This is a genomic window from Natronospira proteinivora (assembly GCF_024170465.1).
Taxonomy (GTDB): domain Bacteria; phylum Pseudomonadota; class Gammaproteobacteria; order Natronospirales; family Natronospiraceae; genus Natronospira; species Natronospira proteinivora.
Genome location: NZ_JALJYF010000001.1, coordinates 696,153 through 722,582 on the forward strand (window position 1 = coordinate 696,153; position 26,430 = coordinate 722,582).

Sequence of the window (26,430 nt, forward strand, 5' to 3'; positions counted from 1 at the left end):
ATGAAGGTCAGTCTGTGGCTTCCAGTACCGTGTGAAGCACCAGTTCGTGTTCAAAATACACGCTGTAATCCTCGTAGACCCAGCGGGTAATGGGGGGATCCCCCACCGGGCCCTCGATGTCCCGGGGCTCACCATGGACATTGCGGACATTTTCCATGTTCATACCACGGCTCGGCACATCAATGTCATGGGACTCGGCATCCTCGATCCAGAGCCGGTCGCCACCGGAGCGGGGTTCGGCCATGACGCTGCCATGGGACAGCAGGGCAATGGCCACTGCGGACAGGCAAATCTTGCTTCGGGAAGTCATGACCAATCCTCTAGGTTTATTGCTTAAGTATTTGAATATAGCAGGCCTGCCCCCGCCTGGAAAGGCCCGGCCCCAGGGGGCGGGCGTGATAGGCTCGGTTCTGTTGCCACTGCCAGAATCACAACAACGGGAGAGTGTCTGCTGCGTGGAATTCGAAACACCCTTGCTGGCTGGACGTCTGATCCGGCGTTACAAGCGCTTTCTTGCTGATGTGGTGCTGGATGACGGACGTCATGTCACGGCCCATTGTCCCAATACCGGTTCCATGTTGGGTTGCCGGGCCCAGGGTCTGCGGGTCTGGCTGAGTCCGGCGGACAAACCAGGGCGGAGGCTGAAATGGACCTGGGAGCTGGTTCAAACGGGTACCGGGGCCCTGGTGGGTATTCATACCGGTCGCAGCAATGCGTTGGTGACGGAAGCCATTAAGGCCGGCTGGGTGAAGGCGCTGGCTGGTTATGACTCCCTGCGACGGGAGGTAGCCCATCCCTCCGGCGGGCGTACCGATCTGCTGCTGGAATCCGGGGATCGGGCGGCCTGCTGGGTGGAGGTGAAGAATGTCACCGCCGCTGCCCGGGGGCGGGAGGCGCTGTTTCCGGACGCGGTCAGCGCCCGGGCTGCACGCCATCTGGATCATCTGGTGGATTCAGTGCGAGCCGGGGAGCGCGCCGTATTGTGCTTCTGTGTCCAGCGGGAGGACATCGATCGAGTGGTGCCGGCCCGGGAGATTGATCCGGTCTATACCCGGGCGCTGGCGAGAGCGGCGGAGGCCGGGGTAGAAGTATTGGCCCTGGGAGCCCGATTGAGTCCTTTTGGGATCTGCTTGGAACGACAGCTGGAGGCTACGGTCTGACAAGCACAGAGATTCACGCGGTCCGCTATAAAAGTCCGCCCCGGTATGGTTTAATCCCGCCCCATGTTCAGACCTTACGAGTTTTTTGTCGGCCTGCGCTATCTTCGCGCCAAGCGCCGCAACCATTTCATCTCCTTCATTTCCGTCACCTCGGTGCTGGGAATCACCGTTGGCGTGGCGGCTCTGATTACTGTCATGTCGGTGATGAACGGTTTCGAGAAAGAACTGCGGGATCGCATTCTCGGGATGGTCTCCCACGCCAGTATCACCAGCTATGGCGGGCGGGTGAGTGACTGGGAATCCCTGCGGGAAGAGATTCGCGGTGATGAACGTGTCCTGGGCTCAGCGCCCTTCATCGAGCGGGAGGGCATGCTGGCCCGCCAGGGAGAGCTGACCGGTGGCATGATCCGGGGCATCCTGCCCGATGAAGAGCCGGCCGTGTCCGATGTGGGCAATGAAATGCTCGAGGGGCAGCTGGAAAACCTGGCAGCGGGGGAGTATCGGGTGATTCTCGGTAGCGAACTGGCTCGTTCCCTGCGGGTATCAGTGGGAGATCAGGTTTTTCTCATGGTGCCTGAAGGTAATGTGACGGTGGCCGGCTTCAGGCCCCGCATGCGACGGTTTGATGTGGCCGGCCTGTTCGAGGTGGGCATGTATGAATACGATCGCAGTCATGCCTTCATTCATCTTGATGACGCAAGAACCCTCTACCGCTTCAACGAGGGCGAGGTGGGCGGGATTCGCCTGAAACTGAACGATATGTTCGAGGCACCGGCGGTGGCCCGGGATATCGCCGCCAATCTGGGCTCCGGATATTTCGTCCGGGACTGGACCCGCCAGCATGCCAATTTCTTTGCGGCTCTACAGATTGAGAAGACGGTGATGTTCATCATTCTCTTTCTGATTGTTGCCGTGGCGGCCTTCAATATTATCTCCACCCTGGTGATGGTGGTGAACGACAAGCGTTCCGATATCGCTGTTCTGCGTACCATCGGCACCTCACCGGCTTCGGTGATGGGGATATTTATTGTGCAAGGCACGGTGATCGGGATTGTAGGCACCCTGGTGGGGCTGGGTCTGGGCGTGGCCCTGGCCAGTAATGTGGAGTCGATCGTGCCCTGGCTGGAGGATGTGTTCAATACCGAGTTCCTGCCGGCGGATGTTTATTACATCAGTGATCTGCCCTCGGACCTGCAGTGGTCTGATGTGACTCGAATTACGGGCTTGGCCTTCGTGCTGACCGTGTTGTCGACTATCTATCCGGCCTGGCGAGCATCCCGGACGCAACCGGCGGAGGCCCTGCGCTATGAGTAAGCATGCCGTTATCGCCTGCCGCAATCTCAGCCGTTCCTTTACCGATGCCGGGCGTACCGTGGAAGTGCTGAAAGGGGTGTCGCTGGATATTCAGTCCGGGGAGACCGCCGCCATTCTGGGGGCTTCCGGTTCCGGCAAGAGCACCTTGCTGCATTTGATGGGTGGCCTGGATCAGCCCACCGAGGGGGAGGTCTGGGTGGATGGCCAGGGCATGCATGCCCTTAAGGATGCCGAGCGGGGGCGTTTGCGTAATCAGGCCATTGGCTTTGTGTATCAGTTTCATCATTTGCTGCCGGAGTTCACGGCCTTGGAAAACGCGGCCATGCCGCTTCTGATCCGTCGTGTACCAACAACCGAAGCCAGGGAAGCGGCGGCCGAAGTGTTGGAGCAGGTGGGTCTAGGTCACAGACTTGAGCACAAGCCGGGGGAGCTCTCCGGCGGGGAGCGTCAGCGTGCAGCGGTGGCCCGTGCCCTGGTTACCCGACCTCAATGTGTGTTGGCGGATGAGCCCACGGGCAATCTGGATTCCCGCACCGGCGGCCAGGTGGCGGATCTAATGCTGACGCTCAATGAACGGTTTAACACCGCTTTGGTGATGGTTACCCATGACCGGGAGCTGGCGGCCCGAATGAATACCATCCATGAACTGGAAGACGGTATTCTGAAAGTCTGAGTTGTATTATTCCGATTTCCGAGGTTCGTCTGCCTTGCTTGCCCTGGGGCGACGCTTGGGCCGTCGAAAGCGAATCCCCAGAAGCCGGCGTCTGGCTCTCCGGCGCCGAAACTGCCGCATCAGTGAATATTGCCAGGTGATGTTGATCACGGTGGCGGCGATTAATGCCGTGATGACGCCCAATGTGATCGAGCCCAGCAGCAGCGGTGTTCCGATTCTTTCTATTTCCTGCAAAATCATGCCGAGGCTCAAGCTGTCTTCTTCCATTTTGGGCGAGCGCTGCAACATCCAGTTGCCAAGCATGTAAGCGGAGACCATCATTGGCCCCATCGAGAATGGGTTGGAAATGAAACTGGCAAGAATGGCCACGGGTAGATTGACCCGAAGCCAGACGGTCAGCGTCAGGACCACAAGGGTCTGGAAGGGGATGGGAAGCCAGGCACAGAAAACACCAATGCCAAAGCCCTTGGCAGTGCTTCGGCGGCTCAATGCCCACACGCCCGGATCCGTCATGAGGGCGGCAAAGGGACGCAACAAGCGAAATTTCGCCAGCTGTTCCCGCCGGGGTATGTGTCGCTTAAAGAATGACCTGGGCATACCTCATCCTTCAGATGGCCATTTCCCCTAGCCTGGGTTGCCAATGACACCGGAAATTCGACATTGTAACCTCCCAAGAGTTTTTCGGCTTCGGTAAAATCGGTTCTCAATCATAAGGGCGGCAAGGAAGCTGTCACATGCAGGGATTTGCAATCGGCCTGTTTCTTGGTTGTTTTCTCCTGGTCTGGGCACCGGCCGGTGTTCAGCTCCCCTGGTTGATGCTTTCCGCCGGCTTGTTGTTGGCCGCGGTTCTATGTCTGCGCCCGGCACTATGGGTGGTATCTGGGTTCCTGCTGGGCTTGTTGCTCAGTGGTGTTACCGTCCACCAGCAACTCAATCATGGGCCGCATTGGCAACCCGGACAGACTCTGACTATAGAAGGTCGGATCAGCGGTCTGGTGGTGGAAGAGTCGGGAAGACTGCGATTCGAATTCCAGCCCCTGGATGAAACAGGACAGTCATGGGGGGGACCCTTGCGCCTTAGCTGGTCCCAACCGGCGCTGGCACCCCGAAGTGGGGAAGTATGGCGGCTGCCCTTGCGGTTGGATGGGAGCGAGGGCGAGCCCTTGCCCGGTGCTTTTGACCGTGACCGTTGGCTTTTCAGGCAGGGATTGGCCGGCTCGGCACGAGTGGATGTCCAGGGTACCGCCATTCGACTGCGGACGTCGCCAGCGGGTGTGAGCGAGCTGCGTCGCAGTCTGTCCCAGGCCGTCAAGCAGTTTTTGGAAAGTCGTCCGGAAGCTGCCTTGATTCGCGGCGTGACAGTGGGGGATCGCAGCGGATTCTCCGAAGAACATTGGCGGGTGCTCAACGCCACCGGAACGACCCATCTGGTTGCGATTTCCGGTCTGCATATCGGACTTGTGGGGGGAATGGTCCTGGGCCTGGGACACCTTCTGGCCCGATACCGGCCGGGGCGGACCCCAGCCACCGTGGCAGCTGCCGGTCTAGCCCTGGTGACGGCCGCCGCCTACGCCACACTGGCCGGTTTTGCCCTGCCCACACAACGGGCCCTATTGATGTTTTCGGTGCTGGTGTTGCTGATCCTGACCCGCCGCCAAACAGGACCCGCCGCAGGCTTGTCCCTGGCTGCTGTCGGGGTGCTGCTGCTCGACCCTCTGGCGGTCATGGATGCGGGGTTTTATCTGTCCTTCGCGCTTGTGGCCATGGTGTTGATGGTGGTAGCGGCTGGTGACCGCCCTCGGCCCTGGCTGGTGTTTGTCCGGGTTCAGTGGGTAACCGGTCTGGCCGTTTTACCCCTATTGATGCTCCTATTTGCATCTGGCCCAATTACCGGGCCGGTGGCAAATGCACTGGCCGTCCCTGTATTCAGCCTAGTGGTGGTCCCGATATCCCTGCTGGGAGCGCTGTTTTGGGTCATGGATCTGACAGTTCCGGCCCAGATGGCCTGGATGATGGGGGCCGAGGTGCTGGAATGGCTGTGGCGGATTCTTCGGGTCCTGGCGGAAGGACCAGTCCTGACGGCGACCATGGAGCCCCGTCCGGTGTGGGTATTTACCGGCTTGCTAGCCATGGCGGCCATTCTATTGCCCGGCCCGGTGTGGACGCGCGGTCTGCTGCTATGCGCCCTGCTGCCGGTAGTGCTGGGTCCCCGGCCGGAGCCGCCTGGTCAATGGCAGCTGCAACATTGGGGCCTGCCGGGCGGCGGGCATGCTTGGTCCATCCATGGCTCGGGTGATCGATTGATCTGGCTGGATGTGGGTCGCCCGGATCTGCGAGCCAGCCTGAATCATTGGTTAGCGGCTGAACTCCGAGACGAGTCGGCGGGGTTGTTGTTGAACCCGAGAGGCAGCATGGGCCCTGCTTCCCTGGATCCTGTGCTGGCCCTGATGCCCGGCCATGTGAAGCCCCAGTCGGGCTGGCCGGCTTTGATGCCGGAGCCCGGTAGGGCCAGTCCGGGCCCGGCGCGTCATTGTGACGGAATCCAGCTGGATGGATGGCGATTCGAGCGCAAAATGGATGCGGCGGGGGAGTCATTCTGCCAGGTTACGGGGCAGGGTATGATTGGCTCGCTGGTTCTGGGGCGGGACGATCTCCGTATTCTTGATCGGAACGGCGATTCCGTCTGGGCGGCCAGCGCCGAGGCGTGGTCCGGGACCGCCAGAGTGGAAATCAGCGGCGATCGTATACGGATTGAATCACCGCGCCCCTACTGGTGGCGGCCCTGATTTCGGGCCGGGGGCCAAATCAAGTATCATGCAGCGGTCAATTCTGGCTGATCATTAACTCATATTGCGTCACTGACAGCCCCTCGGGGCAGGGCGCCCGGAAAGGAGCATCTGGCAACAATGCTTGAACTGATTCAGGCCGGCGGCTGGTTGATGCTGCCCATCATCCTCTGTTCCGTCATCGCCTTCGGTATTGTCGCTGAGCGTCTCTGGACCCTTCGCACAAGCAGAGTCACCCCGCCGCATCTGGCCGCGGAAGCCTGGCAATGGCTGCAGAGTGGTGAGTTGAGCGATGAGCGCATCAAAGCGTTGCGGAACAACTCACCCCTGGGGCGCATTCTGGCTGCCGGACTCATGCATCGTCACGGCGATCGACAGCTGATGAAGGATACCGTGGAGGATACCGGTCGCCACGTGGTCCACGACCTGGAACGCTACCTCAATACCTTGGGGACCATCGCCGCCATCACCCCGCTTTTGGGGTTGCTGGGCACCGTGGTGGGCATGGTGCGGGTCTTTACTGCTATCACGGCCCATGGGGTTGGAGATCCCGGCGCCCTGGCCGGTGGTATATCCGAAGCCTTGTTGACCACAGCGGGCGGCTTGACCGTGGCCATTCCTTCACTGATCGCCTATCGCTATCTGAGAGGCCGGGTGGATGAGCTGGTGGTGGACATGGAACAGCAGGCCATGAAGCTGGTTGATGCCTTGAGTGGTCATGCGGGGAGGCAGGGATGAATCTCCGGCCTCGCCGTTCGGAAGAACCGGAAGTCAATCTCACGCCATTGATTGACGTGGTTTTCCTGCTGCTTGTGTTCTTCATGGTTTCCACCACCTTTGTCAGGGAGGCAGATCTGGAGATCATTCTCCCCGAAGCCTCGCTGGAAGGTGTGGAGGAAGCCCCGGATCGCCCCTTGGAAGTGGTGGTGTCAGCGGACGGGGTGTACTACGTCAATGGCCGGGAACTGGTAAACAGTCGCCCCGAAACCCTGGATACCGCCATCCGGCGGGTGATCGGGGATGATCGGGACGTGCCGGTAACCATTCGGGCCGACGCTAATGCCCGTCATCAGTCCGTGGTAACGGTTATGGATGTGGCCGGAAAACTGGGGTTCAGCCAAATTCAGGTGGTGACGGCGGAAGAGACGGAACCCGACGCGGTTGACGAGGAGAGACCATGACTGGGGACGCCAACCGCCAAAGTGCGCCGGGTATCGAGCACGAAAAGGAAGCCTTCCAGGTCTATCGGCGTCTTTTGGGCTATGTGGCCCCCCATTGGCGGATATTTCTGGTGGCAGTGGTCAGTATGGGTCTGTTTGCTGTCTCTCAGGCCGGTTTCCCCGCCATCCTCAAGCCCCTGACCGATGAGAGCTTGGTGGCTCGGGACCCGGAAGCCATCCGTATCATGCCGCTGTTCCTGATGGGCCTGTTCATCCTCCGGGGAATCACCGGCTTTCTCTCCACCTTCTATATGAACTGGGTGGGGCGCCGAGTGATCAAGCAGTTGCGCACCGAGACCTTCCGTCAGATGCTGGCGCTGCCAGTGAACTATTTTGACCAGTCTTCCTCCGGGGTGCTGGTTTCCAAGCTGACTTACAACATCGAGCAGATTGCCGAATCGGTGACCAATGCCATTACGGTGCTGGTTCGGGACTCCCTGACGGTTCTGGCCTTGTTGGCCTATATGCTGTGGATCAGCATTCCCCTGACGGCCTTCCTCCTGGTAACCGCCCCCTTGCTGATGGGGCTGGTACGTTTTGTCAGCAAACGGTTTCGAAAGTACAGCGGCCGGATTCAAAACTCCATGGGGGATGTAACCCGGGTGGCCGAGGAGGTGATCGGTGGCCAGCGGGTGGTGAAGGTATTTGGTGGACAGGATTATGAAGCCCGCCGTTTTGAATCCATTAATGAGCATAACCGACGCATGCATATGCGCATGGTCGCCACCAAGGCCGGCAGTGTCCCGGTGGTGCAGTTGATTGCCGGTATCGGTATCACCGGCATCATCTATTTCGCCACCTTGCCCGGGGTTCTGGACCAGATCACGGTTGGGGCCTTCGTGGCCTTTCTGGGGGCCGCCATGCTGCTCATGGCGCCGCTGCGGAATCTGGCCAATGTGAACGCGGTTCTGCAGAAGGGGATTGCCGCAGCCCACAGCGTGTTCGCCCTACTGGATACCGAGCCGGAAGACGAGGGGGGTAGCCGGACCATCAAGCGCGCCGAAGGTGAAGTGAGATTCGACAACGTCTCTTTCAGCTATGGCGAAGGCAAGGAAACCGTGCTCAAGGACATCAATCTGGACGTGAAGGTCGGGGAGGTGATTGCCCTGGTGGGTCGTTCCGGCAGTGGCAAGAGTACATTGGTAAGTCTGCTGCCCCGTTTCCATGATCCGGACAGCGGACAAATCACTCTGGACGGGGTGCCTCTGCAAGAATACCGGCGTGCCGATCTGCGCAATCAAATTGCCATGGTCAGTCAGGATGTGGTCCTGTTCAATGACACGGTAGAACACAATATTGCCTATGGCAGCCTGGAAGAAACTGATCGCAAGGCAGTGCTGGAAGCGGCTCGCAAGGCTTATGCTCTGGATTTCATAGAGCGTTTGCCGGAAGGGCTGGAGACCGTGGTGGGGGATCGAGGCGTATTGCTGTCCGGGGGGCAACGCCAACGTATTGCCATTGCTCGGGCCTTGCTCAAGGATGCGCCCCTGTTGATTCTGGATGAGGCTACATCGGCACTGGACACCGAATCGGAACGTCATATCCAGCGGGCTCTGGCCCGACTAATGGAAAACCGGACCACCTTTGTCATTGCCCATCGTCTGTCTACCATCGAGAACGCCGATCGCATCCTGGTATTGGATCAGGGGCGTATCGTGGAGGCGGGCAGCCACAGTGAACTGCTGACAAAGGGCGGCCACTACGCCATGCTGCATCGCATGCAGTTCGAGGAATAATACCAAGTCATGGGGACCGGACTGCGCCCAAGACTGGAAGCTTGGCTGAATCGCCGCTGGTACGGTGACCGCAGGCCGGAATGGCCTCTGCGGCTGCTGGCCCGTCTGCAAGGGTGTTTGGTGGACGTGAACCGACGCCGCGCCGAAGGGGCCTGGCAGGCGCCTGTGCCGGTGGTGGTGGTGGGCAACCTCACCGCCGGCGGAAGCGGCAAGACGCCCCTGGTGGCCTGGCTCGCCAGCCAGCTGAAAGCGCGTGGGCTGAGGGTTGGTATCGTCAGCCGGGGGTATGGTCGCCGTCGGCAAGACCTGCGCCTGCTGGGGGAGGATGACGACTGGCGAAGCGGGGGAGACGAGCCTCTGTTGCTGCACCACCTGACAGCCTCTCCAGTGGCGGTGGGCCGGGATCGTGTGGCCGCTTGCCAGTTGTTGCTTGCCCACCATTCCATCGATCTTATTCTCAGCGACGATGGCCTGCAGCATTACCGTCTTCATCGAGACCGGGAGCTGCTTGTCATCGACCGCAGTCGGGGGTTTGGGAATGGGCGATTGCTGCCTGCCGGCCCCCTTCGGGAACCGGTGGACCGGGCCCGCCTGGTGGACTGGACAATCTGGAGCGGGGGCGTGCCCGCCGGCGAGACGGGCCTTGCTATGACCCTGTCGGTGGATGAGGCGGTTCGTCTTGCCGACGGTAGCAGTCGGCCGCTCGGCGCCTTTGCGCCTGGTCCGGTTCGGGCGGTAGCGGGAATCGGTGACCCCGCCCGTTTTTTTGATAGTCTGGAGGCGTATGGCCTGAAACTGTTCCGGGAAACGCCGGGCGACCATGGGCAATGGCAGCCCGGGGAAGAGGACTACCTGCCGGTCTTAATGACCGACAAGGACGCCATTAAACTGCATGGGCAGTCCCAGGGGGACTGGTGGCGGGTGCCGCTCAAGGCCCGAGTGAGTCCTTCAGAGGCATTGCTGGACGATATTCAGTCATTGATTTCGAATGAGGAAACACCATGAGTGTGGATCGCAAGACCCTGGAGCTACTGGTTTGCCCGGTCTGCAAGGGGAAGCTGATTTATCAACGAGGGGATGAGGAGCTGATCTGCAAGGCGGATCGCCTGGCGTTTCCGGTTCGGGACGGGATTCCGGTGATGCTGGAAGAAGAGGCGAGAAGTATCAGTCTTGAGGAGAGGGACGCGCTGAAATGAGTTTCAAGGTGGTCATTCCGGCTCGCTATAGTTCCATCCGGTTTCCGGGCAAGCCTCTGACGCGGATTGCGGGCGAGCCTATGGTTCGTCATGTCTGGCAACGGGCGGTGGATGCCGGGGCCGAGTCGGTGATTATTGCAACCGATGATCACAGTATACGAACTCATTGCGAGCAATTCGGCGCCCGGGTTTGCATGACCAGCCCCGCGGCTTCATCGGGAACGGACCGGGTGGCGGAAGTGGTTTCCCAACTGGGATGGCCGGATGAGGATGTAGTGGTCAATCTTCAGGGGGATGAGCCCTTGATGCCCGTGTCTGCCATTCGTGATGTGGCGGATCAGTTGCTCAACGAAGCCTCGGCGGATATCGGTACCCTTTGCTGGCCTATCGATACGGCTGAAGAGCTGATGAACCCTAATGTGGTGAAGGTGGTGGTGGCTCGTAGCGGTTCGGCCCTCTACTTCAGCCGTGCACCCATCCCCTGGAACCGCGATGAGCCGGTCAACCGTCATGCCGGTGACGGGGCGGCCCCTCGGGCCGTGTACCGACATATTGGTCTGTATAGCTATCGGGCAGGGGTCCTGGCCCGCCTGGCCAATGAACCGCCTTGTGAGCTTGAACAGATTGAACAGCTGGAGCAGCTCCGGGCTCTATGGATTGGACTGCGTATCCAGGTGAGACAGGCCGGGGAGATGCCGGGGCCGGGCGTGGATACGCCGGAAGATGCGGAGCGGGTGGAGCAGCTCTTGAATGATGCCGAAGCCGGCTGAGCGGATTGGCTTGGCGCCTATTGATGGGGCGGGTCCAGAACTTCCATATTATTGAGCTCAGGGTTTAGGCCCTCGCCTCGGGGGTTCTTGATGCCGAGACCCAGTACATCGGGCAGGGCACGCACTGGTTCACCATGGGCATTACTGAGCACCCGTTCGCTGTCATCAGCGGCCTGGAGTACGATCTCCATCTCTTCATCCAGCACTTCGATGATGTGCCATTCATGATTGAGATAACGCACTCGGCGGCCGATCAGCGCTTCCAGTTCCTCGATTGAAGGGATTTTGTCCATAATGCTCGCATGATGGCCTGTGTCCGGCCTATGGTCGCGCTAAACTCCATCGCTGGCAAGGGCTTTGCATTTGGATGATGGCTGAGGAAAACTGAAATGAGCAAACGTATCTTGTTTGTCTGCATGGGCAATATTTGCCGTTCACCAACGGCGGAGGCGGTTTTCCGTCATCGTCTCACGGCCCATGGTCATGCCTTGTCGCTGGTGATCGATTCGGCCGGCACCCATGGCTACCATGTGGGGCATCCGCCGGATGGGCGGGCTGTTGAGGCGGCAGCCCGCCGCGGGGTGTCGCTGGAAGGTATTACCGCCCGCCGGGTGGAGGAGGGGGATTTTCACCGTTTTGATTTGATCCTCTGTGCCGATGAATCCAATCTGCGCATGCTCGAAGAAATGCAGCCACCGGGCAGTCCTGCGCGCCTGCAGTTGCTACTGGAATTCGCCGATAGTTCGGAAAGGGAAGTTCCGGATCCCTATTATGGTGGCGACAAGGGCTTTGAGAAGGTGCTGGACCTGATTGAGTCAGCTTGTGATGGCCTGATCCACCGACTGGCTTCCAGCAGTCGGTGATCAACTTTCTCTAGCAATCCGAACGAAGCCCAAGCCAACTCATCTCCTCCACAAAAAAAAGGCCGGTCATCGACCGGCCTTTTTTGTTATGGCTTATCGTGAATGGCTAGTCCCTGGAATCATCATCATTCTTGTGATTGTCACCATTGACGGATTCGGGCCGTTGCGGCTCCCGGGGTTTTTCTTGGGAATCTACCGGACGTCCCTGGCCCTGATCGGGGTTGCCTTTTCCGGATTCTGCCTTGCCGGCATTGTCATCGGATTGCTTGTCAGTGGCCGGGGCACTGTCGCGCTTTTCTTCACGCGGCTTGTTCCGCTGAGCTGGCGGCTCATCGGCCGTCGGCGTCCGATCGGCTACGGATTCCGATTTTGGCTTATTCTCCGGGGCTTGCTCCCGCGTCGGGCGTGCCTCCTGCTCTGGACCCGTGGCGGGCGAGGGTGTCTGAGTATCGGGCTGACCCCGTTCCTGGGATTTCAGGTTTTCCTTTTGCTGGGCCTCATAGGCGCGCTTGGTTTCTTCCAGGCGAGCCGCACGGGCCGCACTCAGGCGGCTTTCTTCCGCGTTGGTACCTTGATTGGGTCCTGACTCGGCGGGTTGATGTCGTTCCGGGCCATTGCCAGCGGTATTTGAGTCGCCACGGCTCTGGGCCTGGGATTGATCCCGTGCGGGTTTTTCAGCGGCCCGGTTCTGGTCTCGGTTCTGGTCTCGGTTCTGGTCTCGGTTCTGGTCTCGGTTCTGGTCTCGGTTCTGGTCTCGGTTCTGGTCTCGGTTCTGGTCCCGGTTCTGGTCCCGGTTCTGGTCCCGGTTCTGGTCCCGGTCCTGGCCCTGGCCCTGGCCCTGGCCCTGGTCCCGGTTTCGCTGACCACCGCGACGCCGACGGCCGCCGCGGCGGCCACGCCGGGTGCTTCGGCCGCCGCGACCGTCACCACTCTTGCGTTGTTCATCGTCCTGGCGCTGCTCCGGCTTGCCATCGGTTTTCGAGACTTGACCGTCCGCATCGTCGCTCTTGCCTTTCTGCGGTTGGGCATCCTGAGGTTTGTTCTGGCGCTTGTCCGGGCCTGGCTTGTTGCCACTGGGCCTTGTCTGGCGGTCCCCGCCGTCTTCACGGTTGCCTCCACGGCGGCGACGGCCTCGGCCCCGACGGCCACGTCGGTTGCCACTGCCATCCGAGCGGCGCTTGTCACCGTCCTCGCGACGAGGCTCTCCTCGTTGCCCCCGCTGACGACGGGGCTGACGTTTGGACTTGTCTTGCTGCTCATCCCCGCTGCTGAACAGCCATTGCCACAGGCGGACCAGTAGCCCCGGCCCCTGGGGCGCTGCAACGGCCGTGGGTTTGGTTTTCTCACCATCGGCCGGGGTAGGGGCCGGACTGTCCGGTGCGATGCTCTTCACCGCCGGCGTTTCGCCCGAGGCGACCTTGCGGATTTCTCCCCGCTGATGGGGTTTCTTGATTTCTTCCTGTTCCTCGAAACGGATCTGGTAGCTGGCAGAGCTTTGACTGAGTTCGGTGACCTCGTCATGCCGCATTCTGTGGATGGTGTAGTCCGGGGTTTCCAGTTGCCGGTCCGGCACCAGCACCAGTTCTACCTTGCAGCGTTGTTCCACCTCGGCAATACGCTCCCGTTTCTCATTGAGCAGGTAGGTGCCAACGTCCACCGGCAACTGGGCTACCACCCGTGCCGTATTCTCCTTCATCGCCTCTTCTTCCAGGATGCGGAGAATGGACAGCGCCAAGGAGTCCACGCTGCGGATCCGGCCTTCGCCCTTGCAGCGCGGGCAGATTTCCTGGCTCGATTCACCCAGTGACGGTTGCAGACGTTGGCGGGACATTTCCAACAGCCCGAAGCGGGAAATGCGGCTGACTTGGACCCGGGCCCGGTCCATCTTCAAAGCATCACGAAGGCGTTGCTCCACATCCTTCTGGTGTTTGACGGGGCCCATATCGATGAAGTCGATCACCACCAGACCACCCATGTCGCGGATTCGCAGTTGACGCGCGATTTCGTCGGCGGCCTCGAGATTGGTGTTCAGCGCTGTCTCCTCGATATCGCCCCCCTTGGTGGCGCGAGCCGAGTTGATATCGATGGCAGTCAGGGCTTCGGTGTGGTCCAGCACCACCGAACCACCGGATGGCAGGCGCACCTCCCGGGTAAAGGCCGATTCGATCTGGCTTTCAATCTGATAGCGGGTGAACAGGGGAACGTCATCGTCGTAATGCTTGAGCTTGTCCAGGTTGTGGGGCATGACCTGGGCCATGAAGTTATGCGCTTCCTGGTAGATTTCGGGGCTGTCCACCAGGATTTCACCAACGTCCGTACGCAAATAATCACGGATGCAGCGGATAATGACATTGCTTTCCTGGTAAATCAGGAAGGGGGCCTTCTTTTCTTCCGCCGCCTGTTCAATGGCGCGCCAGACCTGGAGCAGATAATCCAGGTCCCATTGCAATTCCTCGGTGCTGCGACCGACACCCGCCGTACGAACGATCACCCCCATGCCTTCGGGGATGTTCATTTCACTCATGGCCTTGCGCACTTCCGCCCGGTCGTCCCCTTCGATGCGGCGGGAAACGCCACCGGCCCGGGGATTATTGGGCATGAGCACCAGGAAACGGCCCGCCAGACTGATGAAAGTGGTCAGGGCGGCGCCCTTGTTGCCGCGTTCTTCCTTGTCCACCTGGACCACCACTTCCTGACCTTCCTGAATGGCGTCCTTGATGTTGACTCGGCCAGGATTGTCTCCGGTTTCGCCCTTGAAGTAGCCGCGGGCAATTTCCTTGAGAGGGAGAAAACCGTGCCGCTGGGCGCCGAAATCGACGAAGGCGGCTTCCAGGCTGGGTTCCACCCGGGTGACCTTGCCCTTGTAGACATTGGCCTTTTTCTGTTCCCGGGAAAGGACTTCGATATCCAGGTCGTAGAGGCGTTGGCCGTCCACCATGGCCACGCGCAACTCTTCCGGTTGAGTTGCGTTAATTAGCATTCTTTTCATGAAAAAATCCCGCTAGCGCTCAACCGGCAGCTGGCAGGGTCTGGGAAGGCCGTTGTCGTGGACAGGTCTCATCTTAGCCACGGAAACAGAATGAATCCGTGCCGCACGGGCGCCGCCCGCTTTCGGCGGCTGCCTGAAATCCTGCCATTCATCACTCGGCGCTTCCAGACCACGCTGCTGCGTGGGAGCGCATTTCCAAGTCGCCCATCCGCGGTACATACCGCCGGAGGGTCGAGCGATGAAAACATATGGAGCCCCGGCATGTTCTCGCCGGCCTGGCTCCCCCTGAACTCTGTTCGCAGAGTTATCCTTCTTTCTCTTCACTGCTGCGCAGTCTTGTCATGTCTGCGTCCGGATTCACCCGGTTGGTCTCCTGCATTCCGGCGTGCCGCTTGGCAGGGTTGTGCCGGCCAGGGCCCAGGATTTGGGCGGGGCGAACCTCTCCGGTAATATATCAGCGATACCCGCCTGACTCAATCAGCGCAATTCCCGGGAGTATTTCATGACAGATGGCCCGCGTCTCGTGGAGGCCGGCGAGGATGATGCCGGGCAGCGGATCGACAACTATTTGCGCCGGATTCTAAAGGGCGTGCCCAAGGGGCTGGTTTACCGACTGCTCCGCACCGGTCAGGTTCGGGTCAACAAGCGTCGAACCAAGCCCCACTACAAGCTGGTCAGCGGCGATCAGATCCGTATCCCGCCGGTGAGCGGCCGGGCCAGCCGGGCGGGAAAGGTCCCGGAGCGGCTGCAGCATCGCCTGCAACGCCGGATTCTATACGAGGATGACCGCCTGATCGTGCTGAACAAGCCTGCCGGTGTGCCGGTACACGGGGGCAGTGGTCTGCATTTCGGCCTCATAGACGGCCTGCGCCAGGCCCGGCCGGACAGTCATTATCTGGAGCTGGTCCACCGCCTGGACCGGGAGACCAGTGGCTGTCTGCTGATCGCCAAGCGGCGTTCCACGTTACGTCGTCTGCACGCGGCCCTGCGGGAGAATCAGGTCAAAAAGACCTATCAGGCGCTTGTCTTCGGTCACTGGGAGGCGGCCGAGTCGGTGCGGGCTCCGCTCCAGCGGAGCGCCCGAGACAGTGGTGAAAACCGTATGTACGTGAGCGAAACGGGCAAGGCCTCGCGGACCGATTTCCGGCCCCTGGCCCATTTTCCAGGCTGGACCCTGGTGGAGGCCCGTCTGCATACGGGGCGGACCCATCAGGTCCGGGTTCATGCCGCCCATCGCGGGCACCCGCTGGCAGCGGATAATCGTTATGGCCATGCCGAGGCAGACCGGGCGAGTCAGGCCCTGGGCCTAAAGCGCCTTTTCCTGCATGCCTCCGCCCTGAGTTTCCAGCATCCCGATCGTGAGGGTCAGGTGGTTTCGGTGGAGGCGCCCCTGGATGATGACCTAGCCTCGGTCCTGGCGCAGCTGAAATCGGGGCAGGGCGGCGAATGAAGCTCGAGCAATTGCAGCTGGTGATCTTCGACTGGGATGGCACCCTGATGGACTCCACCGGCCATATTGTTGCCTCCATACAGGCTGCGGCCCAGGACCTGGGTCTGTCGCCGCCTTCTGAAGCCAAGGCCCGATCTGTCATCGGACTGAGTCTCGATCGGGCCCTGTCCACTGCCATGCCCGGGCTTTCTCCAGAGACGGCGCGGGCTTTCGCCTTGGCCTACCGGGAACGCTATCTGGCTGAAGACCGGGATGAGGGCGCCTTGTATCCGGGGGCCGGGGCATTGCTGGATCAGCTGGATGCGGCCGGGCTCTGGTCCGCGGTGGCCACCGGCAAGGGACGGGTGGGGCTGGATCGGGCCATGCGGGAGATGGGCGTGGAGGCGCGGTTTGTGGTCACCCGTTGTGCCGACGAGTCCCGTTCCAAGCCGCATCCGCAAATGCTGGAGGATATTCTGACTTTCACCGGCCTGGAAGCCACTCAGGCGTTGATGGTGGGGGATACCAGCTACGATCTGGATATGGCCCGGGCCCTGAACATGCCGGCGGTGGCGGTTTGTGAAGGCGCCCATGAGCCTAAACGGCTTCGGGAAAGCCGGCCCATGGCGCTGTTGGATCATGTGGGCCAGCTGGCGGACTGGCTGGGCATATAGCCGGGCTGCGTGATCATTGGAGGGGGTCGAAGCCCAGGCTGCGCAGCCCCCGGGCCACCGCAATCAGGGGCAAGCCGATCAAGGCCGTGGGATCCTGGTTATCGATGGCTTCAAATAGGTTGATTCCCAACCCTTCGCAACGAAAGCCGCCGGCACAGTCCAGTGCCGGCTCGCGTTGCAGGTAACGCTTGGCTGTTTCGGCCGAAAAATCCCGAAAGTGGACGCGGGTGAGGTCACGATAATTGAAGGACTGTCCGGAAACGGTATCCAGCATATGCAGGCCAGTGTAAAAGGTGACCTCCCGGCCGGCGGCACGACTCAGCATCTCAATGCCCCGCTTCAGACTGCCGGGCTTGCCCAGAATCTCTCCATCCAGCACCGCGGCCTGGTCGGAACCGATGACCAGGCAGGGATGGGACTCATGGTGGGCTATTGCCTCGGCCTTGCGGTGACTGAGGCGGTCCACATAGTCCTCGGGTCTTTCACCGCTCAAGAGGGATTCATCCACATCGGCAGGCCGCTGGCTGAAACTTGGGATCAACCGTTGCAGCAATTCGGCTCGGTAAGGCGAGCGGGATGCGAGTATGATGGTGGTGGCTGCAGTCATGCTGTAATCCAAGGTAATGGGTCTTGAGCCCGGGTGAAAAAGTCCGGACAATTCTAGCGCTTAGGGCAAGCAGCGGCCAGGGTGATGAGTGCAGCAAAAACAACAAGTTGCCGCAGCCCTGCTTTTGACAGCTAGGCTTGATTAGCGTAGGATTGAGCGTTTATGTCGGAAAGCCTGATCGAACCGGTGGATCCGGAACAGCTGGCAGCGGCAGGGGAGTCCCTTGTCGGACGTCTGTCGATGGACCAGCTGCCCCGCGTCAAGGCCCTGCTGGGGAGTTCCGGTGAGGCTGCGCGCGCCCTTGAGGCCGAGTGCCATTTCCGCTTCGGGCGGGATGAAATGGCCCGTCTGACCCTGGAGGGGGAAGTCAGCACCCGCATTCCCATGGAATGTCAGCGCTGCCTTGAGCCGGTGTGGCTATCCCTGACCACCTCGTTCTCCCTGGTCATTGTGGACTCGGAGGCGGCAGCAGAGGCCTTGCCGGTGGAAAAGGATCCGCTTTTCCGGGAACGCCGGCTGATCAAGCTGGCCACGGTGGCGGAAGATGAGTTGTTGGTGGTGATGCCCCAAGTGGCGCGTCACCCCGATGTGCAGGAGTGCGGGTCCTTGGCCCGTGATGATCGTCTCTTTGTGGACGAAGCAGTGGATGCCCCCACGGTATCCGATCAAGCGCCCAAACAACGTCCCTTTCAGGTCCTTGCCGGACTGAAGGGGGAGAAGGGAAGGCGCCGTTAGCCGGAATGGCAATAGTGCCGGCCGGCAAGGGTTTTCGAGGGAAATCCAGTGGACGGATTTTCAACTTAAAGCATTCAGTAGCCTGAATTTGGAGCATAACCATGGCCGTTCAAAAACATCGTAAAACACCGTCCAAGCGTGGCATGCGCCGCGCCCATGACAGCCTCAAGAACCCCACTGTCTCCGTGGACCCCACCACGGGGGAAAGCCATCGTCGCCATCATGTGAGCCCGGATGGCTATTATCGGGGGCGCAAGCTGGTTGCCACGCCGGTGGATGAGATCGATCTGGACGAAGACGAGGACTGAGTATCCCCGTCATCTCCCTGGAAGTATGCACCGGCCGCGGCCTGATACCGGGTCCGCGGCCGGCTTTTTCCGGATCGAGCTTTGCGTCGCCCTTTGGGTGGCGGCTGGAGTTTAAGGCATGAGCGGTCGGGTAACACTGGCACTGGACAGCATGGGAGGTGACCACGGCGCAGGCGTTGTGGTGCCGGCCGCGCTGTCCATCCTCAAAAAGCGGGATGATATCGATCTCATCCTGGTGGGAGATGAGCAGCTTTTGGCTGAACATCTTTCGGATGTGGAGCCCGCCATTGGCGACCGTATTCGTGTTCACCATGCCAGCCAAGTGGTGGGCATGGACGAATTGCCGTCCCAAGCCCTCCGGGGCAAGAAAGACTCTTCCATGCGGGTGGCCATCAACCTGGTCAAGCAAGGAGAGGCCCAGGCCTGTGTCAGTGCCGGCAACACCGGCGCGCTGATGGCAACCGCCCGTTTTGTTCTCAAAACCCTGCCGGGGATTGATCGTCCCGCCATCATCTGTCCCATTCCGGCCAAGGGTGGGCACACCCATATGCTGGACTTGGGGGCCAATGCCGACTGTACGGCGGAGCACCTTGTGCAGTTCGCCGTCATGGGGTCTGCACTGGCCAACGCCGTACACGACATGGATTCACCCCGGGTAGGTTTGCTGAATATCGGCGAAGAGGAAATCAAGGGCACGGAAACCGTTCGAGATGCCTCCCAGTTGCTGGGTGAGAGCAGCCTCAACTACATTGGTTATGTGGAAGGCAATGACATCTTCTCCGGCGATGTGGATGTGGTGGTGAGCGATGGTTTTGTTGGTAATGTGTCGCTCAAGACCATGGAAGGGGTGGCAAAGATGATCGGTGCCTATATCCGGGAAGAATTCAGTCGCAATCTGTTTACCAAGCTTTTAGGACTGATCGCCATGCCGGTCTTGAAGGCCTTGCGTCGACGAACAGATCCGCGGCGTTATAATGGGGCCAGTCTGGTGGGGCTCCAGGGCATCGTGATCAAGAGTCATGGTGGTGCCGACGTGGTGGCTTATGAGAATGCCATCCGTATTGCCGCACTGGAAGTGGAGAAGGATGTGCCGGCTCGAATCAGCCGGCTTCTGGCGAATGAAGAAAAAGAGAGGCAGGGCGTCTGATGTATTCACGCATAGCCGGCACGGGCCGTTACCTCCCCGAAAAGGTCCTCACTAACTTTGATCTGGAAAAGATGGTGGAGACCAATGACCAATGGATTCGGGACAGGACGGGTATCGAACGCCGGCATATTGCGGCGGATGACGAAACCACCTGTGATCTTTGTGAGCACGCCTCGCGAAAAGCCATGGAGGCGGCCAGCGTCACCCCCGATGATATCGACATGATTATCGTGGGGACCACAACCCCCGATCAGATTTTTCCCAACGTGGCCTGCCTGCTACAGGAGCGTCTTGGCAATCGCGGGGTTCCCGCGATTGGACTGGAAGCGGCCTGTAGCGGTTTTATTTACGGCATGAGCGTGGCGGACAAGTTCATCCGGACGGGTGCCGCTAAGCGGGTACTGGTGGTGGGGGCGGAAACCCTCTCACGTTTTGTTGACTGGACGGATCGTTCTACCTGTGTGCTGTTCGGTGACGGGGCCGGTGCCGTGGTGCTGGAAGCCAGTGATGAAGCAGGCATTGTCTCCACCCATATCCATGCCGATGGCGGTTACAAGGATCTCCTGTATTTCCCTTCTGGGGTTTCCAAAGGCTTCAATGACCTGAAATCCGGCAAGGATTTCGTTCAGATGAAGGGCAATGAAGTGTTCCGGGTGGCTATCACAACCCTGGGTCGGATTGCCAGGGAGACGCTGGAATCCAACGGCATGACCACTGATGACATTGACTGGCTGATCCCCCATCAAGCCAATCTGCGTATCATCGAAGCCACGGCCAAGAAGCTCAAAATGCCCATGGAGCGGGTCATTCTGACCGTGCAGGATCACGGCAATACCTCGGCGGCCTCCGTTCCCATGGCCTTGGATGTAGCGATTCGGGATGGCCGGGTCAAACGGGGCCAGACTCTCCTGCTGGAAGCTTTCGGGGGCGGTTTCACCTGGGGGTCGGCGCTGATTCGTTACTAACAGCGGCGACCCTTACAAACGTTCCTGTTCTCGCTCCCGGGTAGCCGGGATATCCGTGGGCACGGTTATCTCCAGCTCCGCACCATCCCGCCAGATGGTTAAAGTGGCCGAATCACCGGCTGCCCGGATCGCATCCAGAAAGGCCAGTGGGCTATCCGGCCTGACCTCATCCACCGCCAGAATGAGGTCACCAGGTTGGATCCCCTGGTCGGCCGCAGCCCCTTCCACACGACTCACCAGCATGCCTTCGTCTTCCGGCAGTTCCAGTTCCTGGCGCAATTCGCTGTCAGCCGCGACGACGGTAATGCCGGCGGCCCGTACCACATCCTGTGAGCCTTCCGGAGCTTCGAAATCGAAGTCCAGATCGGCTCGTAGAATCTTGCGCGTGACTTCGATGCGCGACCCCGTTCGCACAGCCAGTGCCAGCCCGTCGCTGGGGCGGCTGTCCACCCGGATGTTGTCTTCCCCCGACCGGGATAGCAAGAGCCGCCCATGATAGGTGCCGTTTCTCAGATCGTGGACCTGGAGGGCCTCCAGTTGGGCATCCAGGGATTGGATGGTGTTGGCCAAGAGATCATGGGTCATGGGGCGTGGTGCATCCACCTCGTGCAGGCCTTGAAGAATGGCCTGGGCTTCCACCACGCCAATGAAGATGGGGACCACCTCTCCGGATTCCGGCTCCCGCAGTAGGGCCACGGGGGTTCCGGACTGTCGGTCCAGGCCAACGGTGGATAACTCCACGGTCACCAGCTCATCGTCCTCTTCCGAGGCAGCATGTCCGAACACGAGGAGCCCGGCCAGACTAAGGGTGAGCAGGGCGAGCAGGGCAGGTCGCATGGGCTGAACCTCCGGTATTCAGGGAAGAGCCAAAATGCTCGTGACCCTAAGTGTACGCCTGCGGGTGGTCTGGATGAAAGCGCGGCCAGCCGCGATGCCGGGTTGGACGCTGTCAGGCGACCATGCGATTGAGATCCAGAATGGGCATCATCAGGGCCAGGACAATCATCAGCACAATCACGGCCATTACCATGATCAGAATGGGCTGAAGCAGCGACATAAGGGTGCTAGTCAGGGATTCCATTTCCCATTCCTGGTTACTGGCGGCCCGTTCCAGCATCTCCTCCAGTTCCCCCGAGGTTTCGCCACTGCGTATCAAGTGGATGGTCATGGGTGGGAACAGGCGACTGGCCTGCAGGGAGCGGCCAATGGGAGCCCCCTCCCTGACTCGGTTGGTGGCTTCGGCGATGGCATCGCGCATGGGTAGATTGCTGACTACCTCGCCGGAAATGCGCATGGAATCCAGCACTGGGACACCACTGCCGGCGAGAATGCTCAAGGTGCGGGCGAATCGGGCGGTGTTGAAGCCGCGGGTGATACGACCGATCAGCGGCAGGGTCAGCAGGAAACGGTGGTATTTTCGTTTTGGTCCTTCCCGTTGAAGGATCCGCTGACCAATGTAGTAAGCCGCCCCCAGTATGAGAATCAGCCAGATACCGTTCTCCTGGAGAAAGTCACTGCTGTTGATCATGATCTGGGTGAGCTGGGGTAGTTCCTGTCCGGTGTCTTCGAAGACCTCAACCACCTGGGGCACCACATGAACCAGGAGGCCCACCACGATCAGTGCTGCGACCACGGTGAGTACAATGGGGTAGACCATGGCCTGGGACAATTTCTGGTGCAGTTTCTGGCGGCTCTCGGTATATTCCGCCAGCCGCCCAAGAACACTGTCCAGGTGACCGGACTGTTCCCCCGCAGCCACCGTGGAACGGTAGATTTCAGGAAAAGCCTGGGGGAATTCGGCCAAACCATCCGCCAGGCTATGGCCTTCCATGACGCGAGATCGGACGGCCATGAGGATACTCTTGACCCGAGGTTTTTCCGATTGCTCGGCCACCGCGCTGACGGCTTCTTCCAGGGGCAGGCCGGAGCGAATCAATGTGGCCAGCTGCCGGGTCAGCAGGGCCAGGTCCCCGGCGTTGATGCCCCGTCCGAATCGAACCGCCGGCCGCGTGTATTGCGATTTGCCATCGCGGCCTTTGGGCTTACCGCCGGCCACCTCCGCCACATCCAGAGGAGTCAGGCGCTGTTCTCGCAGCTGTTGGCGGATATGGCGGGCGGTATCGCCTTCCAGCACACCTTTTTTCTGTTTGCCCTGGGGGTCAAGCGCGGTGTATTCAAAGGCGCCCATCAGTCTTCCCGTGTTACCCGAACAACTTCTTCGATGGTGGTTTCCCCGGCCAGAATCTTGCGACGACCGTCATCCCGAATGCTGGGGCTCAGCTTGCGGGCGTAGGCTTCCAGGTCTTGCTCGGCGCTGCCGTCATGGATCATGGTACGCATGCGATCATCGACGGGTACCAGCTCATAGATACCCATCCGGCCACGGTAGCCGGCATGGTTGCAGGCTTCACAGCCCTGGGGTTTGTAAAGTGTCAGGGGCTCGTTGGCCGGAAAGCCCAGCATCTCCCGTTCCCGCTGTTCCGGCTGGTAACCGGTTTTGCACTCGGGGCAGAGCTTTCGCACCAGGCGTTGGGCCGCGAGACCCAGCAAGGAAGATGAGAGCAGAAAGGGTTCCACACCCATGTCCCGAAGCCTGGCCACTGCACCGACCGCGGTATTGGTGTGCAGGGTGGAGAGTACCAGGTGACCGGTAAGACTGGCCTGGACCGCAATCTCGGCGGTTTCAAGGTCACGAATCTCACCTACCATCACTACATCCGGATCCTGACGCAGAATGGCGCGAAGTCCACGGGCAAAGGTCATGTCCACCTTGGTACTCACCTGGGTCTGGCCAATACCATCCAGGTAATACTCAATGGGATCCTCCACCGTCATGATGTTTCGACTGGTCTCGTTGAGCCGGGTAAGACTGGCGTAGAGGGTTGTGGTTTTACCCGAGCCGGTGGGCCCGGTAACCAGGATAATCCCATGGGGTTTGTGGATGAGCTCGTCCATCAATGCCTGGGCCTTGGATTCCATGCCCAGGTGGTCCAGGTTCAGCCGGCCTGCCTGCTTGTCCAGCAAGCGCAGCACCACTCGCTCCCCGTGTCCGGAGGGCAGGGTGGACACACGCACATCCACGGCGCGACCAGCCACCCGCAGGGAGATTCGGCCATCCTGGGGAATCCGTTTCTCGGCAATGTCCAGCTTGGCCATCACCTTGACCCGGGATACCAGAAGGGGTGCCACCGCCCGTTTTGAGGTGAGTGCCTCACGCAGAACCCCGTCCACCCGGAATCGGACAACCAGGCGGTTTTCGAAGGGTTCAATGTGAATATCCGAGGCGCTTTCCTTGACCGCTTCGGTGAGTAGTGCGTTGATCAGGCGGATGATAGGGGCATCATCATCCGCCTCCAATAGATCCTCGGGTTCCGGTAGGGACAGGGCGACGCTGTTAAGGTCCACGTCGTCTTCCAGGCCCTCCATCATCTGGGTGGCCGAGTTGGCGTCTTCGTAGGCTTGCTGAAGGATCTGGTCGAATTCCTCTCCCGAGACCTTGCGCAGGGCCAGGCCAACACCCGCGAAGCGGCGCACTTCAGCCAGGGAAGCCGGGCTCAAATTAGGCCGGCAGATCAGCTCGGTACGGCCGTCATCCAGCGTTTCACCAAGCAATACCCCGTGGCGGCGGGCAAAGGCAAAGGGCAGGCGACGATGGTCGTCTGCCTCACTCATCATTTCGCCGTCATCACTGCCTGAAACCGATGCCTCACCACCCTCGAATTGGCTGGCCAGGCGATCGGTTTCCTCGTTTAATGGGTTACTGCTCGCCATTGCCGGCTTCGTCCTCATCTTCCAGGTCGAGATGGGGGGCGCGTCCACGGGTGCGTCCCTCATCATCATGGTGGGGGGTGCGGCGGAACTGTTCCAGGGGTTCCAGCCGGGGCCGTTCAACACCGTGAACCCGAGGCACCCGGTCCGTATCCCCTTCCTGGAGATCGCGCATGCGGGTGTATTTGGCCTCGGTGTAGTGTCGGGCATCGTCCGGCCCCCGCAAAATCATGGGCTTGAGAAAGACCATGAGATTACGTTTCTCCGAGTCGGTGCTGGTACTCTTGAAGAGGTTGCCCAGTACCGGGATGCTGCCCAGGATCGGGACGCGCTGCTCCTGTTCCCGGAGTTGTTCGTCGATCAGGCCGCCCAACACGATGACTTCACCATCTTCCACAATCACTCGGGTGTTGATGGCACGGCGGTTGGTGATCAGGTCGGCCGCACCACTGACGCCACCGGCAATGCTGGAGACTTCCTGTTCGATATCCAGAAATACGGCATCCCCTTCGTTGATTCTTGGTGTGATCTTGAGGGTAATGCCTACGTCTTCCCGTTGAATGGTCTGGAAGGGGTTGACCATGCCAGCTCCACCGCCAGGCTGCTGTCCATCGCGCTGGTCACCCCGTTGGCCGCCACCACCCACATTGGAGTAGCTACCGGTCAGGAAGGGGACCTGCTGACCAACGGTGATTTCCGCCTCTTCATTGTCCATAGTGAGCAGTGTCGGGGTGGAGAGGATATTGGTCTTGGAATCACCCGCCAGGGCTCGAAACAAGGCGGCGAAGTCCAGGCCGCCGGCACGGGTGCGGCCCAGGCCAAAGACCAGCCCGTCACCCATGGACTGGAGGGCCTGCTCAGAGGCCCCGGCGGCAGCCGCGCCACCGATGGTGCCGATATCGGCACCGGACTGGGGGAAGCGGGTCAGGCCGAAGGGATTGGAACCATCCTCATCCATGGCTGCCCAGGTCACGCCCAACTCACCGGTCCGGTCTTCACTGACTTCCACGATGATGGCTTCCACCAGTACCTGAGCCCGGCGGATATCCAGCTTTTCGATCACCGAGGTGATTTCCCGCATCTGTCGCGGCGGTGCGGTGAGGACCAGGGAGTTGGTGCCTTCATCGGCGACGATGCTGACGCGGTCCTCATCCCGTTCGCTGGCCCCATCCTCCACATGGCTGCGCAAGACATCTGCCATGGTGGTGGCATCGGAGTAATGCAGGTAATGGACCTTGGAGTTTCCGCCTTCCTCCATGGGGGTGTCGAGATGGGAAATCAGGGCCCGCATGCGCAGGCGGTCCGAGCTGGCCCCCCCCAGCAACACGCTGTTGCTGCGTTCATCCGCCACCAGGCTCAGCGGGGCACTGCCATCACCCCGGTCCCGACGTTCCATGGAGCTCAGGACCCGAACCACTTCATTGGCGGAGGCGTGTTCCAGACGGATGACCTCGATTTCATCGTCCTTGGCTCGGTCAATGCGGTTAATCAGCTGACGAACCCTTTCAATATTGGCGCGCCGGTCCGCGATCACAATCATATTGGACACATTGACAGCCGCCAAGTGTGAATGCTGGGGTACCAGTGGTCGGAGAATGGGGACCAGCTGAGCTGCCGGCACATGTTCGAGCTCGATGACCCGGGTCTCGATCTCGTCACTGAACTCGCCGTCGGACAGGCTCAGTTCTCCACCCGGCATCTGGCGGGCATCGGAGGAAGGGACGATCTTGACGGTATTGCCGCTTTCCATGGCGGCGAAGCCATGTACCTGAAGAATGGACAGGAAAGTATCGTAGACCGCTTCCGGGGGAATCGCTCGTGACGAGGTGACGGTAATTCGTCCCTTCACCCGGGGGTCAACGATGAAGTTGCGACCCGTGACCTCGGAAATGGAATTGGCCACCTCCCGGATATCCGCTTCCTTGTAGTTGAGGGTGACCTCTTCGGCCCAAGCGAGAGACATGCTCAACAGCAGGAGTAATGCCACGCCTAGACTACGAGCGGAAAACGATGAACAATGGAATGTCGCCTTGTCAGTCATGGGTATGTCCAATGTCGAAAATCAGTATCCTGGTTCGGTGCCGCAGCAT

Annotated in this window: 26 protein-coding genes; 17 read left to right on the top strand and 9 right to left on the bottom strand. The window is 60.3% G+C overall.

Annotated elements, in window-relative coordinates; translation table 11 throughout:
- Positions 1-7 precede the first annotated feature (7 nt).
- Positions 8-310, bottom strand: coding sequence for a hypothetical protein (locus J2T60_RS03325; protein WP_253445409.1), 303 nt, complete (start codon positions 308-310; stop codon positions 8-10).
- Between the two features lie 145 nt (positions 311-455).
- Between J2T60_RS03325 and sfsA the strand changes: the two genes are divergently transcribed.
- The 3 genes from sfsA (at position 456) to lolD (ending at position 3,147) form a co-directional block, all read left to right on the top strand.
- Entirely contained in the window at positions 456-1,160 is a 705-nt protein-coding gene (gene sfsA / locus J2T60_RS03330; protein ID WP_253445411.1) for a DNA/RNA nuclease SfsA, read from the top strand.
- 63 nt (positions 1,161-1,223) lie between these two features.
- A complete protein-coding gene (locus tag J2T60_RS03335) occupies positions 1,224-2,474 on the top strand; it encodes a lipoprotein-releasing ABC transporter permease subunit (RefSeq protein WP_253445414.1) in 1,251 nt (416 codons plus the stop codon).
- Positions 2,467-3,147, top strand: coding sequence for a lipoprotein-releasing ABC transporter ATP-binding protein LolD (gene lolD / locus J2T60_RS03340; protein WP_253445417.1), 681 nt, complete (start codon positions 2,467-2,469; stop codon positions 3,145-3,147). The genes J2T60_RS03335 and lolD overlap by 8 nt, the downstream gene beginning before the upstream one ends.
- 6 nt (positions 3,148-3,153) lie before the next feature.
- Here the strand turns inward: lolD and J2T60_RS03345 are convergent, their stop codons facing one another.
- Positions 3,154-3,684 carry a DUF2062 domain-containing protein gene (locus J2T60_RS03345; protein ID WP_253445419.1) on the bottom strand — a complete coding sequence of 177 codons (531 nt, stop codon included), beginning with the start codon at positions 3,682-3,684 and terminating at the stop codon, positions 3,154-3,156.
- Positions 3,685-3,881: 197 nt separating this feature from the next.
- Here J2T60_RS03345 and J2T60_RS03350 point away from each other — a divergent pair, with 197 nt between their 5' ends.
- The 7 genes from J2T60_RS03350 to kdsB all read left to right on the top strand — a co-directional run bounded on the left by J2T60_RS03350 (position 3,882) and on the right by kdsB (position 10,855).
- Entirely contained in the window at positions 3,882-5,933 is a 2,052-nt protein-coding gene (locus J2T60_RS03350; protein ID WP_253445422.1) for a ComEC/Rec2 family competence protein, read from the top strand.
- Between the two features lie 120 nt (positions 5,934-6,053).
- On the top strand, positions 6,054-6,671 hold the full coding sequence (locus tag J2T60_RS03355) for a MotA/TolQ/ExbB proton channel family protein (protein ID WP_253445425.1): 618 nt from the start codon (positions 6,054-6,056) through the stop codon (positions 6,669-6,671).
- Complete coding sequence (locus tag J2T60_RS03360; RefSeq protein ID WP_253445429.1) at positions 6,668-7,114, top strand: ExbD/TolR family protein; 447 nt, start codon at positions 6,668-6,670, stop codon at positions 7,112-7,114. The genes J2T60_RS03355 and J2T60_RS03360 overlap by 4 nt, the downstream gene beginning before the upstream one ends.
- Positions 7,111-8,889: a lipid A export permease/ATP-binding protein MsbA gene (msbA, locus tag J2T60_RS03365; protein ID WP_253445432.1), complete on the top strand. Its 1,779-nt coding sequence runs from the start codon at positions 7,111-7,113 to the stop codon at positions 8,887-8,889. Before J2T60_RS03360 ends, msbA begins: the two co-directional genes overlap by 4 nt.
- 9 nt (positions 8,890-8,898) lie before the next feature.
- Positions 8,899-9,894 (top strand): tetraacyldisaccharide 4'-kinase, encoded by a 996-nt coding sequence (gene lpxK, locus J2T60_RS03370; RefSeq protein WP_253445434.1) that lies wholly within the window; start codon positions 8,899-8,901, stop codon positions 9,892-9,894.
- A gap of 2 nt (positions 9,895-9,896) precedes the next feature.
- The gene (locus J2T60_RS03375; protein WP_253447589.1) at positions 9,897-10,085 is read left to right on the top strand and encodes a Trm112 family protein; all 189 of its coding nucleotides are present in this window, start codon (positions 9,897-9,899) and stop codon (positions 10,083-10,085) included.
- Positions 10,082-10,855 (top strand): 3-deoxy-manno-octulosonate cytidylyltransferase, encoded by a 774-nt coding sequence (gene kdsB / locus J2T60_RS03380; protein WP_253445437.1) that lies wholly within the window; start codon positions 10,082-10,084, stop codon positions 10,853-10,855. Before J2T60_RS03375 ends, kdsB begins: the two co-directional genes overlap by 4 nt.
- A 17-nt stretch (positions 10,856-10,872) precedes the next feature.
- On the opposite strand, the gene J2T60_RS03385 is transcribed toward kdsB, so the two are convergent.
- The gene (locus J2T60_RS03385; protein ID WP_253445440.1) at positions 10,873-11,148 is read right to left on the bottom strand and encodes a hypothetical protein; all 276 of its coding nucleotides are present in this window, start codon (positions 11,146-11,148) and stop codon (positions 10,873-10,875) included.
- Between the two features lie 96 nt (positions 11,149-11,244).
- Between J2T60_RS03385 and J2T60_RS03390 the strand changes: the two genes are divergently transcribed.
- Positions 11,245-11,718, top strand: coding sequence for a low molecular weight protein-tyrosine-phosphatase (locus J2T60_RS03390; RefSeq protein ID WP_253445443.1), 474 nt, complete (start codon positions 11,245-11,247; stop codon positions 11,716-11,718).
- Positions 11,719-11,824: 106 nt separating this feature from the next.
- On the opposite strand, the gene rne is transcribed toward J2T60_RS03390, so the two are convergent.
- Positions 11,825-14,707 (bottom strand): ribonuclease E, encoded by a 2,883-nt coding sequence (rne, locus tag J2T60_RS03395; protein WP_253445446.1) that lies wholly within the window; start codon positions 14,705-14,707, stop codon positions 11,825-11,827.
- Between the two features lie 502 nt (positions 14,708-15,209).
- Between rne and J2T60_RS03400 the strand changes: the two genes are divergently transcribed.
- On the top strand, positions 15,210-16,157 hold the full coding sequence (locus J2T60_RS03400) for an RluA family pseudouridine synthase (RefSeq protein ID WP_253445449.1): 948 nt from the start codon (positions 15,210-15,212) through the stop codon (positions 16,155-16,157).
- Entirely contained in the window at positions 16,154-16,810 is a 657-nt protein-coding gene (locus J2T60_RS03405; protein ID WP_253445451.1) for an HAD-IA family hydrolase, read from the top strand. The genes J2T60_RS03400 and J2T60_RS03405 overlap by 4 nt, the downstream gene beginning before the upstream one ends.
- Positions 16,811-16,823: 13 nt before the next feature.
- Here the strand turns inward: J2T60_RS03405 and J2T60_RS03410 are convergent, their stop codons facing one another.
- Positions 16,824-17,417, bottom strand: a complete 594-nt coding sequence (locus J2T60_RS03410; RefSeq protein WP_253445453.1) for a Maf family protein — start codon at positions 17,415-17,417, stop codon at positions 16,824-16,826.
- A 162-nt stretch (positions 17,418-17,579) separates the two neighbouring features.
- On the opposite strand from J2T60_RS03410, the gene J2T60_RS03415 reads away from it, so the two are divergent.
- The 4 genes from J2T60_RS03415 to J2T60_RS03430 all read left to right on the top strand — a co-directional run bounded on the left by J2T60_RS03415 (position 17,580) and on the right by J2T60_RS03430 (position 20,572).
- Entirely contained in the window at positions 17,580-18,152 is a 573-nt protein-coding gene (locus J2T60_RS03415) for a YceD family protein (RefSeq protein WP_253445455.1), read from the top strand.
- Positions 18,153-18,253: 101 nt separating this feature from the next.
- Positions 18,254-18,460, top strand: a complete 207-nt coding sequence (gene rpmF / locus J2T60_RS03420; protein ID WP_253445457.1) for a 50S ribosomal protein L32 — start codon at positions 18,254-18,256, stop codon at positions 18,458-18,460.
- 118 nt (positions 18,461-18,578) lie between these two features.
- Positions 18,579-19,607 (top strand): phosphate acyltransferase PlsX, encoded by a 1,029-nt coding sequence (gene plsX / locus J2T60_RS03425; protein WP_253445459.1) that lies wholly within the window; start codon positions 18,579-18,581, stop codon positions 19,605-19,607.
- Positions 19,604-20,572: a beta-ketoacyl-ACP synthase III gene (locus tag J2T60_RS03430; protein WP_253447592.1), complete on the top strand. Its 969-nt coding sequence runs from the start codon at positions 19,604-19,606 to the stop codon at positions 20,570-20,572. Before plsX ends, J2T60_RS03430 begins: the two co-directional genes overlap by 4 nt.
- Positions 20,573-20,584: 12 nt before the next feature.
- Here the strand turns inward: J2T60_RS03430 and J2T60_RS03435 are convergent, their stop codons facing one another.
- The 4 genes from J2T60_RS03435 to gspD form a co-directional block, all read right to left on the bottom strand.
- On the bottom strand, positions 20,585-21,409 hold the full coding sequence (locus J2T60_RS03435; protein ID WP_253445460.1) for a bifunctional nuclease domain-containing protein: 825 nt from the start codon (positions 21,407-21,409) through the stop codon (positions 20,585-20,587).
- A 112-nt stretch (positions 21,410-21,521) separates the two neighbouring features.
- The gene (gspF, locus tag J2T60_RS03440) at positions 21,522-22,760 is read right to left on the bottom strand and encodes a type II secretion system inner membrane protein GspF (RefSeq protein ID WP_253445462.1); all 1,239 of its coding nucleotides are present in this window, start codon (positions 22,758-22,760) and stop codon (positions 21,522-21,524) included.
- Positions 22,760-24,343, bottom strand: coding sequence for a type II secretion system ATPase GspE (gene gspE, locus J2T60_RS03445; protein WP_374728465.1), 1,584 nt, complete (start codon positions 24,341-24,343; stop codon positions 22,760-22,762). Before gspE ends, gspF begins: the two co-directional genes overlap by 1 nt.
- Positions 24,330-26,381, bottom strand: coding sequence for a type II secretion system secretin GspD (gene gspD, locus J2T60_RS03450; RefSeq protein ID WP_253445464.1), 2,052 nt, complete (start codon positions 26,379-26,381; stop codon positions 24,330-24,332). The genes gspE and gspD overlap by 14 nt, the downstream gene beginning before the upstream one ends.
- Positions 26,382-26,430: the final 49 nt, after the last annotated feature.

Bases quoted from the DNA above. Each gene is read 5' to 3' on its own strand.
- J2T60_RS03410 (WP_253445453.1), bottom strand. From the start codon at position 17,417: ATGACTGCAGCCACCACCATCATACTCGCATCCCGCTCGCCTTACCGA.
- lpxK (WP_253445434.1), top strand. From the start codon at position 8,899: ATGGGGACCGGACTGCGCCCAAGACTGGAAGCTTGGCTGAATCGCCGC.
- gspD (WP_253445464.1), bottom strand. From the start codon at position 26,381: ATGACTGACAAGGCGACATTCCATTGTTCATCGTTTTCCGCTCGTAGT.
- J2T60_RS03335 (WP_253445414.1), top strand. From the start codon at position 1,224: ATGTTCAGACCTTACGAGTTTTTTGTCGGCCTGCGCTATCTTCGCGCC.
- J2T60_RS03385 (WP_253445440.1), bottom strand. From the start codon at position 11,148: ATGGACAAAATCCCTTCAATCGAGGAACTGGAAGCGCTGATCGGCCGC.
- rpmF (WP_253445457.1), top strand. From the start codon at position 18,254: ATGGCCGTTCAAAAACATCGTAAAACACCGTCCAAGCGTGGCATGCGC.
- gspF (WP_253445462.1), bottom strand. From the start codon at position 22,760: ATGGGCGCCTTTGAATACACCGCGCTTGACCCCCAGGGCAAACAGAAA.
- J2T60_RS03405 (WP_253445451.1), top strand. From the start codon at position 16,154: ATGAAGCTCGAGCAATTGCAGCTGGTGATCTTCGACTGGGATGGCACC.
- J2T60_RS03400 (WP_253445449.1), top strand. From the start codon at position 15,210: ATGACAGATGGCCCGCGTCTCGTGGAGGCCGGCGAGGATGATGCCGGG.
- msbA (WP_253445432.1), top strand. From the start codon at position 7,111: ATGACTGGGGACGCCAACCGCCAAAGTGCGCCGGGTATCGAGCACGAA.
- J2T60_RS03355 (WP_253445425.1), top strand. From the start codon at position 6,054: ATGCTTGAACTGATTCAGGCCGGCGGCTGGTTGATGCTGCCCATCATC.
- J2T60_RS03390 (WP_253445443.1), top strand. From the start codon at position 11,245: ATGAGCAAACGTATCTTGTTTGTCTGCATGGGCAATATTTGCCGTTCA.
- J2T60_RS03435 (WP_253445460.1), bottom strand. From the start codon at position 21,409: ATGCGACCTGCCCTGCTCGCCCTGCTCACCCTTAGTCTGGCCGGGCTC.
- J2T60_RS03360 (WP_253445429.1), top strand. From the start codon at position 6,668: ATGAATCTCCGGCCTCGCCGTTCGGAAGAACCGGAAGTCAATCTCACG.
- J2T60_RS03415 (WP_253445455.1), top strand. From the start codon at position 17,580: ATGTCGGAAAGCCTGATCGAACCGGTGGATCCGGAACAGCTGGCAGCG.
- gspE (WP_374728465.1), bottom strand. From the start codon at position 24,343: ATGGCGAGCAGTAACCCATTAAACGAGGAAACCGATCGCCTGGCCAGC.
- J2T60_RS03325 (WP_253445409.1), bottom strand. From the start codon at position 310: ATGACTTCCCGAAGCAAGATTTGCCTGTCCGCAGTGGCCATTGCCCTG.
- J2T60_RS03350 (WP_253445422.1), top strand. From the start codon at position 3,882: ATGCAGGGATTTGCAATCGGCCTGTTTCTTGGTTGTTTTCTCCTGGTC.
- plsX (WP_253445459.1), top strand. From the start codon at position 18,579: ATGAGCGGTCGGGTAACACTGGCACTGGACAGCATGGGAGGTGACCAC.
- lolD (WP_253445417.1), top strand. From the start codon at position 2,467: ATGAGTAAGCATGCCGTTATCGCCTGCCGCAATCTCAGCCGTTCCTTT.
- kdsB (WP_253445437.1), top strand. From the start codon at position 10,082: ATGAGTTTCAAGGTGGTCATTCCGGCTCGCTATAGTTCCATCCGGTTT.
- rne (WP_253445446.1), bottom strand. From the start codon at position 14,707: ATGAAAAGAATGCTAATTAACGCAACTCAACCGGAAGAGTTGCGCGTG.